Source organism: Vibrio sp. 1641 (genome assembly GCF_033339995.1).
GTDB lineage: Bacteria > Pseudomonadota > Gammaproteobacteria > Enterobacterales > Vibrionaceae > Vibrio > Vibrio alginolyticus.
The window spans coordinates 485,912-503,850 of sequence record NZ_JAWOVP010000001.1 but is presented as its reverse complement, the minus strand read 5'-3'; the positions used below and the strand labels follow the sequence as shown (position 1 = coordinate 503,850).

The following is a 17,939-nucleotide window of genomic DNA, read 5'->3' as shown; positions in this document are numbered from 1 at the left end:
TTCATTTTTAATACTTTTCCTCATTCCTCATAAGTAAGTACCAGCTTTTTCCTAACCCTCCAAACTTAGCCAAAGGGCTAAATATCATTCTTATTTCCACTTACCTCAACAACGCAAATTTTTACACTTATCAACGAAATTACACGTGACAAAAAACTCAGCAGCATTCAACAGAATGCTCTGTGCACCAACTACTAATAACGTTCACGACACGGCAATTGGGGAAGACACCCAAGGGCGGTAGCGTGTCAGAAGGGAAACTGAGTCATGAAACAAAAAGGACTTATCCGCTCTCATGAGATGGAGTTCGCTTTTTTATATCGCATCTCAGATCTTGCTGTCATCGTCTCTTTTATGCTGCTTTTAGTGTTCAAAGACATGAATACTGCGATGGGGAAAGATTACGTCATATTGGCTTTCGTTGGAGGCATCTCTTTTCTATTTATGGCAGAAAGCGGCAATCTGTATCGCTCTTGGCGAACCAGTTCGTTTAAAGAGCAGATGTTTATTGTCTGTGTTGCTTGGGCGGTGACTTCTGCACTTATCTTTATTGTGCTGTATTTTTCTGAAGTCCATACCTTATTTGATAACACAATTTTAGCGCTGTGGTTTGCGATTACGCCCGCTCTGCTCTTAGCATGGCGAGTAACATTCCGTACCGGATTAGCCTATTTGAGAAAAAAAGGATTCAACACTCGCACTGCGATCATCATCGGCCAAACTCCTCACGGCATTACCCTAGCTAACGAAATTCAAAACCACACAGAACACGGCGTGCTTTTTGATGGCTTTTACGACGAACGATCTTCCGACAGATTGCCAAATTCTGATTATCCTATTAAAGGAGCTGTTGACCACGCCCTTGAGCGAGCTAAAAAAGGGGAAGTAGATTACGTCTATATCGCGATGCCAATGCACGCAAAAGAGCGCATTGCGTCACTTCTTAACCAATTCTCAGATACCACCGCAAATACGTATCTGATTCCCGACTTCTTCACTTATAACCTTTTACATTCTCGTTGGGCGCAGATCGGCCAAGTTCAAACACTAAGTGTCTTTGATACACCTTTTGCTGGAATTTCTTCTTGGGTAAAACGGTTTGAAGACATCTTGTTTTCGAGCATTATTTTGGTCTTAATCGCCCCTATTCTATTCGTCATTGCGATTGGCATTAAGGCAACTTCTAAAGGCCCTGTCATCTTTAAACAACATCGGTACGGTCTTGATGGACGCAAGATTGAAGTCTGGAAGTTCCGTTCAATGACAACCATGGATCAAGGTTCCAACGTGAAACAGGCGACAAAGAACGATCCTCGTATTACGCCTTTTGGCGGATTTCTACGTCGCACCTCTTTGGACGAACTACCTCAATTTATCAATGTACTGCAAGGGACCATGTCTATTGTCGGCCCACGCCCTCATGCCGTGGCACACAATGAAGAATACCGTCAGATCGTGGATCGCTACATGCTACGTCACAAAGTAAAACCAGGCATTACTGGCTGGGCACAGATTAATGGTTATCGCGGCGAAACCGACACCTTAGAAAAAATGGAAAAGAGAGTCGAGTTTGATTTGGATTACATCCACCATTGGTCGGTTTGGATGGACATCAAAATCATCTTTATGACCGTTTTCAAAGGCTTCACTGGTGCTAACGCTTACTAAGGTTGAGATTATGAAGAAACTGACAATGGCAATAGCATTGAGTCTGTTTTCTACTGACTTGCTCGCAGAACCGATGGCTTACCAAACCGAGTCTGGTATAGAGTTGATTCCCCTCGTAAAAACTTTCTACGAGGGAGATGACAACATCAATAAAGCGGAAAAATCCGGCAATGTAGAATCGGTCAATATTTGGGGTATAGAACCAAGCTTACTAGCACGTATAGAACGGAATCGCTATCGCGCAGATATTTTATATAAGTTAAAAGCGGGCTTTTCATCTGACGATCGCAACGACTTCAACGACCACACTTTTCAGTTTTCCAACTTTTTCGAATTTAATCATCGTCATCGTTTAGTGGTTGATTACCGTTTTCGCGCCCAGCATGAAGTTCGAGGAGAAGATATTACCGAAGGTAATGGTAGCGCAATCGACTCACCAATAGAGTTCAACCGTAACGATGTAAAAACCAATTATGTCTTTGGATCTAACGGTGCCAAAGGCAGACTCGAATTCGGTTTAGGCTATAGTGATAAAACCTATCAAAACTATCGTGACGGCTTGCCTGGGCGCCCAAACGCTAAAACTAAATACAACGATTTTCGAGCTCCCAATGCACATTTGGAGTTCTATTTAAGAGCGACGCCAAGAACCTATTGGTTAGTCGGAACAAACCAAATCGTAACCGAGTATCAGCACCGAAATTCTGCGCAGCCATCGAAAGATAACAACACCAGTTTCTATTACACCGGTGCCGAATGGGAAGTCACAGGAAAAACCAAAGGCATCGCTCGACTCGGTTATCAAATCAAAGATTTTGACAGCGCTCAACGAGAGACATTTAAAGGCTTTAGTTGGGATATCGGCTTTGAATGGTTGCCTCAAGAACAAACTCTAGTCAGCGTGAAAACCACTCAAGCGGCGGTTAACCCCGATCAAGATGGCGATTACAACCTACAAACTCGTTACCGACTGAACCTCAAGCACGATTGGAATAGTTACCTTGCAACTCGCTTAGGTGCTGTTTATCAACAAGATGATTACACGGGAATCTCCAGAAACGACGATCGGTACACTCTATCTTTTGGTATCGATTATCAGATCAAACGTTGGATACAGCTGCAAGCCGATTGGCAATACCAAGATAAAAACTCTAGCCGATCGGATTATAGCTTCGAACAAAATATTTGGACTTTAAGCGCACAGTTTTCTCTGTAAAAAGGATTATTAATGAAGGCATTCATCAAATTCATGAGTGTAGCGTTGTTGCTATTTAGCACTTTGGTCAACGCTGACTCAAACGAGGAAGATTACTTACTCGATACTGGCGATACCATTTCCGTGCAGGTCTATGGTGAAGAAGATCTTACGATTAAAAATATTCTAATAACGTCAGATGGCTACTTTGATTACCCCTACCTTGGCCGAATTAAAGCAATCAAAAAAACACCAAAACAACTCAAGTACGAAATAGAAACGGGCTTAAAAGGCGATTATCTCATCAATCCAAAAGTGATGGTCACCATCAATAACTTTCGTCTGTTTTACGTTAATGGCGAAGTTAGGAAACCAGGTGGATTTGAGTACCGTCCAGGGTTAACCATAGAGAAGGCCATCGCTCTAGCAGGCGGCTTGACCGACAGAGCCTCACGCAAAGGCATTAACCTCACCAAGCATAAAACGGGTCAAACGATGGAAGGGGTCAGTATGCACCGCAACGTTGAACCTGGTGACATTGTATTTATTGACCAGAGCTTCTTTTAAGTGACAGGGAATCAAATGAACGGGACTCATCCAAATAATCTCCAGATGAACAAAGTAGAACTGATTCGTTTTGGCCATCACTTCAAAGCGATTAAAAAGAATTGGCTAAGCATCGCAGCATTCACGCTTCTGTTCTCATTAACTTGTACTTGGTATATCTACTCCAAAGCATCGATATACCAAGCTACAGCTACGCTACTCATCCAAGAGGAGCAAAAAAGCGCCCTTTCAATCGAGGAAGTATATGGCGTCGACACGACAAAAAAAGAGTACTTTCAAACGCAAATCGCCATTTTAAAATCGAATCATATTGCAGATAAGGTCATTAGGGAGCTGAACCTCACCCAATTACCTGAATTCACAAGCTCAGGGGGGTTAAATAAAAAAATCGACCAAATAAAGTCGATTCCTTTTGTTCAAGACCTACTGAATGTGGCACCAAGCCCAAAAGAAACCGCGCAGTTTTCAGAGTCCTATTATCAGGCACTTCAAGCTTTCAGAAGTAAACTCGATATTGAGCCAGTACGTAACACCCAATTAGTCAGAATTCGCTTTCGTTCTACCGATCCTAAGCTTGCGACGACAATCGCCAACGCGGTCGGCCAAGCCTATATTGACGCAAATTTTGAAGCCAAATTGGTCGTTACACAAAATGCGGCTACTTGGTTGACAAATAACTCTCAAAAATTGGAGGAGCGATTACGTAACTCGGAGCAAGCGCTGCAAGAATTCTTGTTAAAAGAAGGGTTGATCGATATAAACGGTATTGATGAAATTTACGCAAATGAGCTAGAAGAACTCACTCGCAAGCTGAATATCGCTGTTAATAAGCGTATTGAAGCGCAGACGTTAATCCAACTGTTACGACGTAAATCTTCGCAAAGTTTAGACAGCTTGTTGTCAATTGATGAATTCGCTAATCAAGCGCAAATCCGCGATCTAAAATTGTCGGAAGCACAGGCAGCCAAAAATCTCTCTGAACTGGCACAGCGCTACGGACCTAAGCATGATCGAATGATTCAGGCGAAAGCACAGCTTGCTGAAATTCAATCAAGAACCCAGCAACTCATCCGGGACATTTCCTTCAGTAAGCAACAAGACCTTCTTGCTGCAAAAGCGCAAGAGGACATGCTTCGCGCAGAACTCGATAACAAAAAGTCAGACTTCCAATCGTTAGGGTCACAAAAAGCGCGTTACGAACAGTTAAAACGCGAGGTTGAATCCAATAAGGCACTCTATGAAGCGTTCTTAAATCGTGAGAAAGAGACCAACGCCACCAGCGACTACAAGAATGTCACGGCTCGCTTTACTGATAAAGCCATCATTCCTCTATTCCCGGTGGCACCACAACGAATCAAACTGGTACTAATTGCCACCTTTTTTGGCTTTGCCATTGCTTGCGCTCTAGTCATCATCTTAGAAACGATGCGAGAAGTTATCCGAAGCACAGCCGATGTGCAGGAAAAACTTGGTGTTACGTGTTTAGGTGTGATTCCTATGGTCAAAAAACGCAATTTGCGTAAAAACGGCGTCAGTTATACCGCGTATTTAGATGATGAAGAAAAGCTATTTAGTGAAGCTTGCCGCTCCGTCAGAACCTCGCTTCTGATCAGATTAACCAACACGAAGCAAAAGATATTGCCCTTTACCTCTGCTATTCCAGAAGAAGGAAAAACATCAACCAGTATCAATATGGCGGTGTCGTTTTCAAAAATGGAAAAGGTATTGATCATCGACTGCGATTTACGTCGACCTTCCATAGCAAAGCGATTCGGTATTGCTGAATCAAGCCCTGGCTTAACGCATATCCTGACGATGGATACACCAATCAAAGATTGTGTTACACATATAAAAGAAGCCAACTTAGATGTATTACCGGCCGGCCTAATTCCGCCAAACCCACAGGAATTACTGGCTTCTGATCGCTTTAAAAAGTTGCTCGAACATTTTCAAAATAAGTATGACCGGATCATTATCGATACACCGCCCCTACTGTCAGTGAGTGACGCACTTATTCTTGGTCAGTATGCCAATGGTCTAATTACCGTCATTCGCTCAGAATCAACAAAATCATCACTGGTTAACCTTGCGTTATCGAAACAAATACAACACTCAGTTCCATCTCTTGGCGTCTTAATCACACAAGCCAAGGCCAAGGAAGGAGAGACGCTCTATGTCCAGAAATACGCCTACTAACGTAAACCTATCTTGGTACCAAACCTTGAAAAGCCAAGAACAACCGGTATTGATCTATCAAATGGGCAAAGTAGGTTCGAGTGCATTAGAGCATTCCATTCCTAACTCGATTCACTTGCACGACCTTATGACCGTCGATGCGCAAAAACAAATATCCCCCGTTAGAGCGCAATTGCATAAGCCTCAGATCAATGCGTTAAAGCGACGACTAAAGCGTATAACGATGAGCCATATGTTAAAGCGCAAGAAAAAAGTTCGAATTATCTCGCTGGTGCGTGAACCGATCGGACGAAATGTCTCAATGTTCTTTCAAGCACTTCCTTTTTGGATGGCGGACAAATATCTAAAGGATGACAGCGCAATACGTACCGAACGACCGCAATTACTCCAAGAAGCATTTGATAAGCACATGAATCATCAATATGCGCTGCAGTGGTTTGACAACGAGATCAAACAACTAACAGGGATTGATGTGTTTAACGAGTCTTTTAATCACGAAGTAGGCTATCAAACATACCATAACAATAACTTCTCACTGTTGGTGATTCGAAGTGACAAGCTAACGAAGGCTAACTCCGCAGTTGAAGACTTTTTAGGTTACCCCGTGGATGTTGTTTATGAAAATCAATCAGACAACAAATGGTACTCGCCACTAATGAAAGAATTCAAAACGCAATTTCAACCTACACCCGAGTACGTTGAAGAAATGCTGAATTCTAAATTGACTAAGCACTTTTTCTCAAATGCAGAAATCACCGACCTTAAACAGCAATATCTGACCCATTAATCATGAAAACCAAGATTCTACATATTATTAATGATCTTTCTCAGAACGGCGGTGCTCAGAAGTTCTTAGTCGATCTTGTTTTAGAACATAAGCCTGAATACGAAATCAAAATTTTGGTCTTATGTGATGAAAATGATTATTTACCAATGCTATCCGCCCAAAGTATAGAGTGTTTTAACTGGCGCACATTGTCATTGAGTGAGAAATTCTCTTTGCTGCGTTGGCCGGATGTCGTTCACGGGCACCTCTACCCTTCCATTTACCTAGCGCTATTGGCGGTAGGTAAAAAACGAATCCAGACTGAGCACTGTTCTTATAACCGTCGACGTGACTATCCGCTGTTTAAGTTCATGGAATACGTCTTGTATTGGGGCCACGACTTGACGGTCAGTATTAGTGAAAAAGTACAAGATGAACTGGTGAAGTTCATGCCTCGCTACCAACACAAATATCACGTGGTGCACAATGGCGTTGATTTAAAAAGGTTTTCTATGACGCCAAGATGCGCCAGCCACCTAATCGACAAACCAGTTATCAAGATTGGAATGGTGGGCCGACTTCACCAACATAAAGATCATGAAACGCTTATCCAAGCACTTATCCATTTACCAAGACGATACGAACTCCACCTTGCGGGAGATGGAGAAAAAAAATCGTCACTGCAAGCATTGGCAACAAAAATCAACGTCGCGCAACGTGTTCACTTTCATGGCGTAGTTTCTGACGTTCCAGCCTTTTTGAACGACATGGATATTTACGTGCAATCGTCGCACGTCGAAGGCTTTGGTTTGGCGGCGGTTGAGGCGATGGCAGCAGGCTTACCCGTACTATCGTCGGACGTACCTGGTTTGGATGACGTCACCGGACGTGCCGAATATTTATTTCAAGTTGGTAACGCCACTGAACTGAGCCAAAAAGTTCTCCAGCTGTGTGAAAGTGTTGAGCGGTACGACGCTGCAAGTCAATACTCCGTCAATAGGGCCTCTCTCTACACCATCGATAAATTTCGTGAAGGTTACTATGGAATCTACCAGCAGCTTTGCGCCAACAAATAGTTCCGCGCCATCGAGCCATCGCGCCTCATTGCTTGCAGCATGCCTATTAGCATTGTTCTTTATTCCTATGAAGTTTCGTGCTGGAGGAATAGCGCTAGCCCCATCTGACATCGCAAGCCTTTTGTCTATTGGTTTTACTGCATTAGTGGTATTGGAAGGAAAAGCTGAAAAACTCATGCATCCCTGTATGGGATTCCTCGTATTGTTCACTGGGTATGTGTTCATAAATGGTCTGCTAAATCGCGTCCCTTTAATGCCGCTAGTTATAGAAACTGTGCAATGGTTAGCGATTTTGTGCCTACTGAGCCTAATGTACGCCTATGGCGTGTTTGATGACGAACGGGTAATGGTTTATTTCACGTATCTGTTGTTTTTCATCTGTTCGCTCGTTGCCTTATGGCACTTTGCTCAGGGCTATCAAAGTGGGTTTAAGTTACTCGGGGTAAGTAAATACGGGTTCGGTGTACTGTGCTCACTACTGTACCTTTATCGAAATAAAATTCGCGCTTTCCACCTTTTGATGCTCGTAGCTTTAGTATTACTGGTGTTGTCACAAGAAAGAAAAGCGCTACTTGGTTTTTGTCTGCTTTTCTTCTTTGACCAACTGCTCGTAAAAAACTTAATGAGAAAATCGCTCAGCGAAACGTACACGTGGACGATTTTATTAGCCTTAAGCTTCATTGTGTTTACTGCCGTCACAACCACACTCTACGTTGGGTTTGAAACGCTAGCAGACACATTGGAAATAACCCAAGAAGACGTCTTATTTGCCAACCAAAGTGAAGCCCGCTGGGTATCGAATCTTCATAGAAAACTTTTACTTGCCAATGGGCTAGATATTTTATTTCAACACCCGGTGTTAGGTGTCGGCGCGAAAATGTTACCCAACTTTATGATCAGTTACTTTAATTATGATGAGCTGGCGATCTACACCCACAACTTTGTGTTAGATACCGCAATTGAATACGGATTGCTTGGTATCGGTCTGCTGTTTGGTGGTTATTTTCTTTTTATTCGCTTTTGCTTCCGTAGTCTTAATGAAAACAGAAAAAGCCTATTACTTGCGATATACGCCCTCATCATGGTGTTTTTCGTTGCGGTAAACACCACCATAATTTTAATACTCTTATTACCCGTCATGATCAGCATGAGCAACGACTCAAGGGCCATTGCTCATACTTTTCCGGTAAACCATCACCACGAATATGAATAATCAAGGATAGGATAGATGAAGTATTCAATCTCTCGACAATTTGAAAAGAACCGAGAACTCCAAGCTGATAATTTTGTTTTAGTTTACCAAATGGGCAAAGTTGGCTCCTCATCAATTGAGCACACGCTAGGGGAGAGAAATATCCCGAGCTATCACATCCACACCTTTGATGATCACGAAGAATTTCACATGTATCACAATAAAAAAGACGTGAGTAAATTCTTCGACTTCCGAAACCGCGCACTCTATCGCTTAGTGCTCAAGCAGCGAAAACGTATCTTACAAAAACGCGAGCAGATTAAAATCGTTACGCTGGTCCGCGATCCAATCGCAACTGTCTTTTCTCGCTTCTTTCAAGATCTCCATTTGCAATTTATCGAAGGCAAAAAGAACGATGCAATTCACCGAGATATGGAAGTCACGTATCAGCACCTCGAGCATTGCTTTGATAACTATATCAATCTCAACTATTTTGCGGACTGGTTCGACAACGAGTTAAAGCGTAATTTCAATATCGATGTGATGCGCCAAGAGCTGGACAACACTCAACCTTTCTTCACATTCCAGAACGATCAGGCCAACGTCATGCTAATCAAATGCGAACAGCTCAGTTCTCTTGATAAAGAAATCGGTGAGTTTCTTGAGTTGCAAGACTTCGTGCTGAAAAACAGCAACGAAGCGAAAAACAAGTGGTACTCCAATATCCACCAACACTTTAAGAATCACTACGACTTCTCAAAACTGTTCTATATGTACGATCTTCCCTTGTATCGCCACGTTTATTCAGAGCAAGAGCGTGATGCTTTTAAACACAAATGGATGCAAACACCAGGGACAAAATCATCATGAAGAAAGTACTCCATGTTACAGAAGCGTTTGGAGGTGGCGTTCAAACTGCCCTCTATAGTTATGTTCACTCATCCAGAGACGAGCCTTACCAGCATTTCTTGCTAGCCAGAGCCCGAGAAAACGACTTAACCAATGAGAACAACCACCACATTTTCGTACAGACAAAGTGGGTAGAAGGCTGCTTGCTTCAATTTATTCGCGATGCAAACCACATGATTGCATCACTTGGTCCCGACGTCGTGCATTTGCACTCGAGTAAAGCAGGATTTCTCGGCCGATTTCTAAAGCTTGGCAAGGCACGCTTGGTTTACACACCGCACTGTTATGCCTTCGAACGTGAAGATATCTCAGAGCTTGCACGCCAGATCTATAAAGCACTAGAGAAAGTAAAACTGAGCAAAATTGATGTGGTTGCAGGCTGTAGCCAACGAGAGTGTGACCTAGCCATTAGCATTGGTGCAAAACATGCCGAACTGCTCAACAACTACGTGTCTTATCAAAGTGAAGATCGTATAGAGCGAGACAAGCAAGAAGCGCTGAAGCTCATTGTACTTGGTCGTGTCGCGCCCCAAAAAGATCCTCAGTTTCTTATCAGCACATTGCAGTTCCTTAATCGGTATGCGCTTAACCGCCCGATAGAGATCACATGGATAGGTGGCGGTGACCAAGTACTCGAACAGAAATTACGTACTGAAAATGTGGATGTAACGGGTATGCTGCCTCGCGATGAGGTAGTTGAAAAGCTCAAAGGTTCAGACCTTTATCTACACACTGCAGCATGGGAAGGGATGCCGTTAACCATTCTAGAAGCATCCAAGTTACATCTTCCTATGGTTATTCGGACCATCGGCGCAACCAAAGATCTCAACTACCCGTTTTTAGCGCTCACACCTGAAGAAATGGCCAAGCAGATCGCGCATTGTGTCAATCATTATGAAGAGATCGATTTTCGCCAATATACAGCAGAATTAAACAATGCCTTCAGTGAAGAAAAACAGCGCCTAGCACTCAATAAACTATACGGTTAAATGCTCCTATGTTTCACACTGTTCAACAAAAATTACTGTTGATGCCCAGCGGTAAAAAAAGCTTGTTATCTACTGGATTAAAAACCGCAATCACGCGTGTGTTGAGTGCGCTATTTGCTTTTTTACTGACTCTGATTGTATCGAAGACCAGTGACGCTTCGACGGCCGGTCAATTTTTCTTTTTATTCAACCTAGTCTCGCTACTCGCCATCGTTTCTCAGCTAGGTTTTGATGTCTCGTTAGTTCGTTACAATGCGATCGCTTTTAATAACAAAGAGAAGCTTGAACAAAGCCAAAACTATAAAACCGCACTTTATCGAAGTATGGCATTTTGCTTGCTCGCCATAGGCGTTTTGTTGGCAGGGTTTAATCTGTTTCCAGAGCAGCTAAACCAGACTCAATCACCAATGTATGCGATTACTTTATGCTTGCTTTGCATACCTTTCTTGGTGCTTGCGCAAACCAACAGTCGGGTGCTTCAAGCATGTAGAAAAGTTGTATCATCTCTGTTTGCGTTGCAGCTTGGGGTAAGCATGTTGATGGTCATTTTTGTCTTTGCCCTAGACTATATCGGTCAGCAAAATATCAACAATCTAATGACCGCACTGCTTTTAGCGAGCATAGGTGTCGCGGTCATATCTAGTGTCAATTGGCTAGGCTCAGATCAATATCAAACATCGGCTTTCGTACCAAACAAAAAAATGGTCGCTTCTGCCAAGCAAGTTTGGGTTGGCAGTATCTTCACGAATGTTCTTCAGTGGGGAAGCCTTGTTATTGCGGGCTTTTTTATCTCAACAGAGGAACTCGGTTTGTTAGCCGCAGCCCAACGCACATCACTACTGATTGGCTTTGTGCTGATTACCATTAACTTTGTGGTCGCCCCGATGTTTGCCTCTCTCTACAAAGAGCGTCAAATGCGCAAACTGCAGAATCTGAGCCGCTTGGCGTGCCGAGCCAATGTTGGTTTAGCGATTGTACCCGTAATTATTTGCACCCTCTTCCCCGAGTTTGTAATGCAGTTTTTTGGTGAGGAGTTTCTCGCCGCGGCACCACTATTAGTCGTCCTTTCTCTGGGGCAGTTAGTCAATGTTGCGACTGGTTCAGTAGGTTTTTTATTATTAATGAGCGGTCATGAGAGAACCATGAAATACATTACAATTTCCTCCGGTACGGTGTCCATCTGCCTACTTGTTACGCTTTGCCAAATGTTTGGGGTGATTGGTGCAGCATGGGCAATGGCAATTGGCATGGCTATCCAGAATTTAGCTGCACTGTACTTTGTAAAACGTTACTTAGGCTTCTTTCCAATAGGTTAATTATGGCTTTAATACTGGCACGCACGAGTTTTGTTTTAGTCCTGACGCTAACCGCTTCACTCTCTCTGTGGAAAAGCTCTGACTTACACCATACTGCTTACCTGCAAATGGAAACCTACTTAGGCGGTTCGAGTACGCTTCACTTTACTTTCAGTTTATTGATCGGCTTTTTATCGGTCTTCACGTCCCCTTCTCTGGTGAGCTCGAATAAAACCGACGTTTTTGGGATTCGTCTTTTGCTACTGCTGTTAGCTATCGTTTCAATGGAAGAAATAAGCCAACTTTTCATTCCAAATCGATCATTTAGTTTTGATGATCTCAGCACCAACTGGATAGGCGTTATCTCAGGTTACTTTAGTGCCAAGTTAATTCGCTTCATCCGCACTCGATCGTTCTAGTAATACAGGAATCTCTGGGGGATTTGGGTATATAATTACGCCAAACAACCAGACTAACGAGTACATCATGCCATCTCATCCAACCAAGATTACTTTTTTTGAATTCTTAACCCCGTTGATCACGTCAGGCAAAAAGACGATAACGATTCGAGATGAATCAGAAAGCCATTACGTTCCCAATACAGAAGTCGAAGTTTTTACCTTAGAAACGGATCGTAAAGTCTGCGATATCAAGATACGTTCTGTAGAACCACTTCACTTTGAAGATATTAATGAGTTTCATGCAGAACAAGAAGCCATCGAACTACCAAAACTCAAGCAGTTAATTCGAGAAATCTACCCAAATACCGACACGCTATTTGTTATTGAGTATGAGCTGATTAAATAACCCACAACAAAGGCTAGACGACTGGTCTAATTCATTCTATAGTACACTTCATGAACGCAAAGACGAATGACACACGCCAACATATTCTCGACGTCGGATACGAGTTGATCGTAAACCGAGGGTTCACGAGTGTTGGTCTTTCAGAGCTGTTAAAAAAGGCCGCAGTGCCAAAAGGCTCGTTTTATCATTACTTCAAGTCCAAAGAACAATTTGGTGAAGCGATGATTCAAGACTACTTTACTAAGTATTTTGAGCGTTTAAACGCACGCTTTACCAATACTGAATTGAGTGGCTACCAACGCCTAATGAGCTATTTCGAAGAAATGGTCAAAGTAGAAGACGACGTGTGTAATGCGAACAAATGTTTATTGGTCAAGTTAAGTGCAGAAGTCTCCGATCTCTCTGAGTCAATGCGCTTGGCATTACGCCAAGGAGCAGACAAAACCATTCAAGCGATAGCGGATTGCATAGACATCGGCATTCAAGATGGCTCAATCCCCAATGGTGACAGTGCGTTATTAGCAAGGCAGATATACTACCTTTGGAATGGCGCTAGCTTGCTGAACAAACTTTATCAAGATCAGGCAGCATTGACGCAAAGTCTGACCTATACTCAACACTTACTGCAGAATACGCGCACTTGTCCATAACAGGCGGCGTGGAAGCATAATGAACACCCTACACACGTTTCACTGTCAGAAAAAGCGTCAGTGTTAACACAGTAAACCTTCCCGCTTTAAATAAGCGGGATATTTTGAAATAAATACTAGACGACCGGTCTAATCAACAAGTGAGATAGATATGACTAACGCAACAAATCGCAGAATCGTACTCGCGTCACGTCCCCATGGTGCACCGACACAAGAAAACTTTCGTTTAGAAGAGGTAACGAAACCGACTCCGAGAGAGGGTGAAATGCTATTGAGAACGGTTTATTTATCTCTAGATCCATACATGCGTGGTCGCATGAGTGATGCCGAATCATACGCTGACCCTGTTGCAATTGATGACGTAATGGTCGGTGGTACAGTTTGTCAGGTAGAAACATCAAACCACCCAGATTACGAAGCGGGTGAATGGGTTCTTGCCTACACTGTTGGCTGGCAAGACTACGCTATCTCAACTGGTGAGATGGTCATTAAACTTGGTAAAGAACCGCAAAACCCTTCTTACGCGTTGGGCGTTGCAGGTATGCCAGGATTTACCGCGTACATGGGTTTACTCGACATTGGTCAGCCAAAACCAGGGGAAACCATCGTGGTAGCAGCTGCTACGGGGCCTGTAGGCGCAACAGTTGGTCAAATTGGTAAAATCAAAGGTTGCCGAGTTGTTGGTATAGCAGGCGGAGAAGAAAAATGCCGTTACGCTAAAGAGGTGCTTGGTTTCGATGAGTGTATTGATCACAGAGCTGAAGACTTTGCAGAACAACTGAAAAATGCCTGTGACAAAGGTATCGATGTTTACTTCGAAAACGTAGGTGGCAAAGTATTCGAGGCTGTAATGCCACTTCTGAATACAAATGCGCGTATCCCACTTTGTGGTTTGATTTCTCAGTACAACGCGACAGAGCTGCCTGAAGGTACCGACCATCTTCCATTACTAATGGGTAAGCTCCTGACCAAACGAATCAAGGTGCAAGGCTTCATCATTTTTGATGATTACGGACATCGTTACGGTGAATTTGCGCAAGATATTAATCAATGGTTGGCAGAAGGAAAGATCCAATACCGCGAACATCTAGTACAAGGACTGGATAATGCGCCAGAAGCATTCATCGGTCTGTTGGAAGGTAAGAATTTCGGCAAGCTTGTAGTACAGATTAACGACCCATTATAAAAAGGGATATGTAAATGATTAAACTTCACCACCTCAATCAGTCTCGTTCAAAGCGCATCATTTGGTTACTTGAAGAGCTAGATGTAAATTACGAGATTGTACCCTATGTCCGTGATTCCGTGACCTTCATGGCACCGCCAGAACTAAAAAGTGTTCACCCATTAGGAAAGTCACCTGTTCTTGAAGATAACGGCGAGATTATCATTGAGTCAGGTGCAATGACCGAATATTTGATTGAGAAATACAGTGACGGAGCCTTTGCTCCTGAGCGTGGTACAAAAGCACACACAGAATATTTGCAATGGATGCACTTTGCAGAAAGCTCTGCAATTTTACCTATGCTGCTAAAAATCTTCGTAAGCAAAGAGCCAAATGAAACTCAGTTTTTATCAGGCTATGCCGACAAGGAAGCAATGAATGTACTAGGCTACTTCGAGCAATCCTTAGAAGGCAAAACTTACCTAGTAGAAGAGCGTCTGACTGGCGCTGACATCATGATGTCTTTCATTGTCGAATTGGTTCAAAAGTTTGGTTTAGTTAATCACTTCCCTAATATTGAACGTTATGGGAAACAGCTCGCGACACACCCAGCATTTGCAAAAGCTGAACAACTTGAAGTGAAGTACTCTTAATTACTTCCCCCCTTTCGCCCCTTTGATGACACGTAAAACTTCATTTAAGGGGCGATATTACTAGCATCGCAGACACGCTAACTGGATAGCGCTCCCCCCAGTCAATCGCTTTCGAGAACGCCGATTGTTATGTCAATCAAGCTAATGTAGTAAATTTCTGATTCTAATATAGTTTCGACCATAGTCACCATCTATTGAATTGATAAGCAATATCAGTTTTCTCCCCCAGCTTTTCCGTAATAACCTCCTCTACAGTTTCTAAGGTATTGAACCCTGGAGGGGGAAGAAAAATGACAAACAAGAAATTGACTACAGCAGCAGGCTGCCCTGTCGCACATAACCAAAACGTTATGACTGCAGGTCCTCGTGGCCCTCAACTATTACAAGACGTTTGGTTCCTTGAAAAATTGGCACACTTTGACCGCGAAGTGATCCCTGAGCGTCGTATGCACGCAAAAGGTTCTGGTGCTTACGGTACGTTCACAGTAACGCACGACATCACAAAATACACTCGCGCTAAGATCTTCTCTGACATCGGCAAAAAAACAGAACTATTCGCTCGCTTCACTACTGTAGCTGGTGAGCGCGGTGCAGCAGACGCAGAACGTGACATCCGTGGTTTCGCACTAAAATTCTATACTGAAGAAGGTAACTGGGACTTGGTTGGTAACAACACACCAGTATTCTTCCTACGTGACCCACTAAAATTCCCAGACCTAAACCACGCAGTAAAACGCGACCCTCGCACTAACATGCGTAGCTCTACCAACAACTGGGATTTCTGGACATCACTACCAGAAGCATTCCACCAAGTGACTATCGTAATGAGTGACCGTGGTATCCCAGCTTCTTACCGTCATATGCATGGGTTTGGTAGCCACACATTCAGCTTCATCAACGCAGAAAACGAGCGTTACTGGGTGAAATTCCACTTCAAAACTCAGCAAGGCATCAAGAACCTGACTGACCAAGAAGCAGAAGCGATCGTAGGTAAAGACCGCGAAAGCCATCACCGTGACCTTTACGAAGCGATTGAGCGCCAAGACTTCCCTAAATGGAAGATGTACGTACAGATCATGCCTGAGCTAGAAGCGGATGAAGTCAACTTCAACCCATTCGACCTAACACGTGTATGGTCTCAAAAAGATTACCCACTGATCCCAGTTGGTGAGTTCGAACTGAACCGTAACCCAGAAAACTTCTACGCAGAAGTTGAGCAATCAGCGTTCAACCCAGCTGCAGTCGTACCTGGTATCGGCTTCTCTCCAGATAAAATGCTACAAGGTCGTCTGTTCGCTTACGGCGATGCTCAGCGTTACCGTCTAGGTGTGAACCATCATCAAATCCCAGTGAACGCACCTCGTTGCCCTGTTCACAGCTACCACCGCGATGGCGCAATGCGCGTTGATGGCAACTTTGGTTCAACACTGGGTTACGAGCCAAACTACAAACAAGAATGGGCAGAGCAACCAGATTACTCTGAGCCACCTCTACGCATCAATGGCAACGCTGATCACTACGATCATCGTGTAGACGAAGACTACTTCAGCCAAGCGGGTGACCTATTCCGTCTGATGAGCGAAGAGCAACGTCAAACTCTGTTCGATAACACAGCTCGCGCAATGGACGGTGTGCCAGAGTTCATCCAACAGCGCCACGTTCAACACGCATACCAAGCGGACGAAGCGTACGGCAAAGGTCTTGAAATTGCACTAGGCTTAAACAAGTAAGCGAACGCTGCAATCATTACACTGTGTGATTTAAAGACGAAAAAAAGGAGGTGCTCTACAGCACCTCCTGATTTCAAATCACTAATCCTTAATCACAAGTCACAAAACATGCTCAAGATGATTCATTATGATTAACTTAGATTTCTTTAAGCTCTTTGATACCAAAGAACTGTTTATCTATTACTGATTCATCAACTACTGATTTTTAGCTACCGCTTTGATCAGTACTGATGTATCCATGCGACCTAAACCATCACGTTGAAGGTCTGCGTATTGCTCATCCACTTTCTTAGTCAGTGGAAGTTCTAGACCCACTCGCTCAGCTTCTTGCAGACAGAAACCTAAGTCTTTGCGCATCCAATCAATAGCGAAGCCAAAATCGAACTTGTCTTCAGCCATCGTATTTGCGCGGTTTTCCATCTGCCAAGAACCTGCAGCGCCATGCTTAAGTGTTTCTACAACTTGAGCAATGTCCAAGCCTGATTTTTGTGCTAGCAACAAAGCTTCACTCAGACCTTGTAAAACGCCTCCAATACAGATTTGGTTTACCATCTTACAGCGTTGACCCTGACCGTTTTCACCCAGTAGCCTCATCTGCTTCGCGTACACATCCATCGCCGGAGACACACGGTCAAAAATGCTTTGTTCACCACCACACATGATGGTTAGAACACCATTTTCTGCGCCCGCTTGACCACCAGAAACTGGCGCATCAATAAAGTGATTACCGTACTTAACACACGCTTCAGCCAGCTCAACCGCTAGGTCTGCAGAAGTGGTCGTGTGATCGACTAGCACTGCGTCCGCTTTCAAGCCGACCAGAATGCCCTCTTCACCGTAAACAACGCTACGAACGTCATCATCATTACCCACACAGGTAAAAACGATGTCACAGCCTTCCGCCGCTTCACGTGGTGTTTCACAAGCTACGCCTTGGTATTCTTCAGCCCATTTGTCGGCTTTCGCTTTTGTGCGGTTGTATACTTTGGTTTCAAAGCCCGCTTTACTTAGGTAACCAGCCATTGGGTATCCCATCACACCCAGACCAATAAATGCTACTCGTTGTTTTTCCATTGCACGC

Annotated in this window: 17 protein-coding genes; 16 read left to right on the top strand and 1 reads right to left on the bottom strand. The window is 43.6% G+C overall.

The genetic code is table 11. From position 1 onward, the window contains the following. Positions 1 to 267 precede the first annotated feature (267 nt). The 16 genes from R7Z47_RS02255 (at position 268) to R7Z47_RS02180 (ending at position 16,858) form a co-directional block, all read left to right on the top strand. Complete coding sequence (locus tag R7Z47_RS02255) at positions 268 to 1,668, top strand: undecaprenyl-phosphate glucose phosphotransferase (RefSeq protein WP_033906767.1); 1,401 nt, start codon at positions 268 to 270, stop codon at positions 1,666 to 1,668. A 10-nt stretch (positions 1,669 to 1,678) separates the two neighbouring features. Beyond that, a complete protein-coding gene (locus R7Z47_RS02250; protein ID WP_262606527.1) occupies positions 1,679 to 2,884 on the top strand; it encodes an outer membrane beta-barrel protein in 1,206 nt (401 codons plus the stop codon). A 12-nt stretch (positions 2,885 to 2,896) separates the two neighbouring features. Then, positions 2,897 to 3,430: a polysaccharide biosynthesis/export family protein gene (locus R7Z47_RS02245; RefSeq protein WP_005375265.1), complete on the top strand. Its 534-nt coding sequence runs from the start codon at positions 2,897 to 2,899 to the stop codon at positions 3,428 to 3,430. 15 nt (positions 3,431 to 3,445) lie between these two features. After that, positions 3,446 to 5,626 (top strand): GumC family protein, encoded by a 2,181-nt coding sequence (locus R7Z47_RS02240; protein WP_262606528.1) that lies wholly within the window; start codon positions 3,446 to 3,448, stop codon positions 5,624 to 5,626. Continuing rightward, positions 5,604 to 6,413 carry a putative capsular polysaccharide synthesis family protein gene (locus R7Z47_RS02235; RefSeq protein WP_262606529.1) on the top strand — a complete coding sequence of 270 codons (810 nt, stop codon included), beginning with the start codon at positions 5,604 to 5,606 and terminating at the stop codon, positions 6,411 to 6,413. The genes R7Z47_RS02240 and R7Z47_RS02235 overlap by 23 nt, the downstream gene beginning before the upstream one ends. Before the next feature lie 2 nt (positions 6,414 to 6,415). After that, a complete protein-coding gene (locus R7Z47_RS02230; protein ID WP_085569347.1) occupies positions 6,416 to 7,468 on the top strand; it encodes a glycosyltransferase in 1,053 nt (350 codons plus the stop codon). Continuing rightward, positions 7,434 to 8,681, top strand: coding sequence for an O-antigen ligase family protein (locus R7Z47_RS02225; protein ID WP_262606530.1), 1,248 nt, complete (start codon positions 7,434 to 7,436; stop codon positions 8,679 to 8,681). The genes R7Z47_RS02230 and R7Z47_RS02225 overlap by 35 nt, the downstream gene beginning before the upstream one ends. 15 nt (positions 8,682 to 8,696) lie before the next feature. Then, positions 8,697 to 9,530 (top strand): putative capsular polysaccharide synthesis family protein, encoded by an 834-nt coding sequence (locus R7Z47_RS02220; RefSeq protein WP_137283063.1) that lies wholly within the window; start codon positions 8,697 to 8,699, stop codon positions 9,528 to 9,530. After that, positions 9,527 to 10,558, top strand: coding sequence for a glycosyltransferase (locus R7Z47_RS02215; protein ID WP_262580338.1), 1,032 nt, complete (start codon positions 9,527 to 9,529; stop codon positions 10,556 to 10,558). The genes R7Z47_RS02220 and R7Z47_RS02215 overlap by 4 nt, the downstream gene beginning before the upstream one ends. Positions 10,559 to 10,566: 8 nt before the next feature. Continuing rightward, entirely contained in the window at positions 10,567 to 11,874 is a 1,308-nt protein-coding gene (locus R7Z47_RS02210) for an oligosaccharide flippase family protein (RefSeq protein WP_262606531.1), read from the top strand. A gap of 2 nt (positions 11,875 to 11,876) precedes the next feature. Next, on the top strand, positions 11,877 to 12,272 hold the full coding sequence (locus tag R7Z47_RS02205) for a VanZ family protein (protein WP_149191616.1): 396 nt from the start codon (positions 11,877 to 11,879) through the stop codon (positions 12,270 to 12,272). A 67-nt stretch (positions 12,273 to 12,339) separates the two neighbouring features. Beyond that, positions 12,340 to 12,660, top strand: a complete 321-nt coding sequence (gene yqfB, locus R7Z47_RS02200) for a N(4)-acetylcytidine aminohydrolase (RefSeq protein ID WP_005385855.1) — start codon at positions 12,340 to 12,342, stop codon at positions 12,658 to 12,660. Positions 12,661 to 12,710: 50 nt separating this feature from the next. Then, the gene (locus R7Z47_RS02195; RefSeq protein WP_005385858.1) at positions 12,711 to 13,310 is read left to right on the top strand and encodes a TetR/AcrR family transcriptional regulator; all 600 of its coding nucleotides are present in this window, start codon (positions 12,711 to 12,713) and stop codon (positions 13,308 to 13,310) included. 151 nt (positions 13,311 to 13,461) lie between these two features. Next, entirely contained in the window at positions 13,462 to 14,496 is a 1,035-nt protein-coding gene (locus tag R7Z47_RS02190) for an NADP-dependent oxidoreductase (RefSeq protein ID WP_213873852.1), read from the top strand. Positions 14,497 to 14,510: 14 nt separating this feature from the next. After that, positions 14,511 to 15,128: a glutathione S-transferase family protein gene (locus R7Z47_RS02185; RefSeq protein WP_005375238.1), complete on the top strand. Its 618-nt coding sequence runs from the start codon at positions 14,511 to 14,513 to the stop codon at positions 15,126 to 15,128. 290 nt (positions 15,129 to 15,418) lie between these two features. Continuing rightward, positions 15,419 to 16,858 (top strand): catalase, encoded by a 1,440-nt coding sequence (locus tag R7Z47_RS02180; protein WP_017821260.1) that lies wholly within the window; start codon positions 15,419 to 15,421, stop codon positions 16,856 to 16,858. 195 nt (positions 16,859 to 17,053) lie between these two features. Here R7Z47_RS02180 and R7Z47_RS02175 read toward each other — a convergent pair whose 3' ends face one another. Continuing rightward, positions 17,054 to 17,932, bottom strand: a complete 879-nt coding sequence (locus R7Z47_RS02175) for an NAD(P)-dependent oxidoreductase (protein ID WP_262580341.1) — start codon at positions 17,930 to 17,932, stop codon at positions 17,054 to 17,056. Positions 17,933 to 17,939 lie beyond the last annotated feature (7 nt).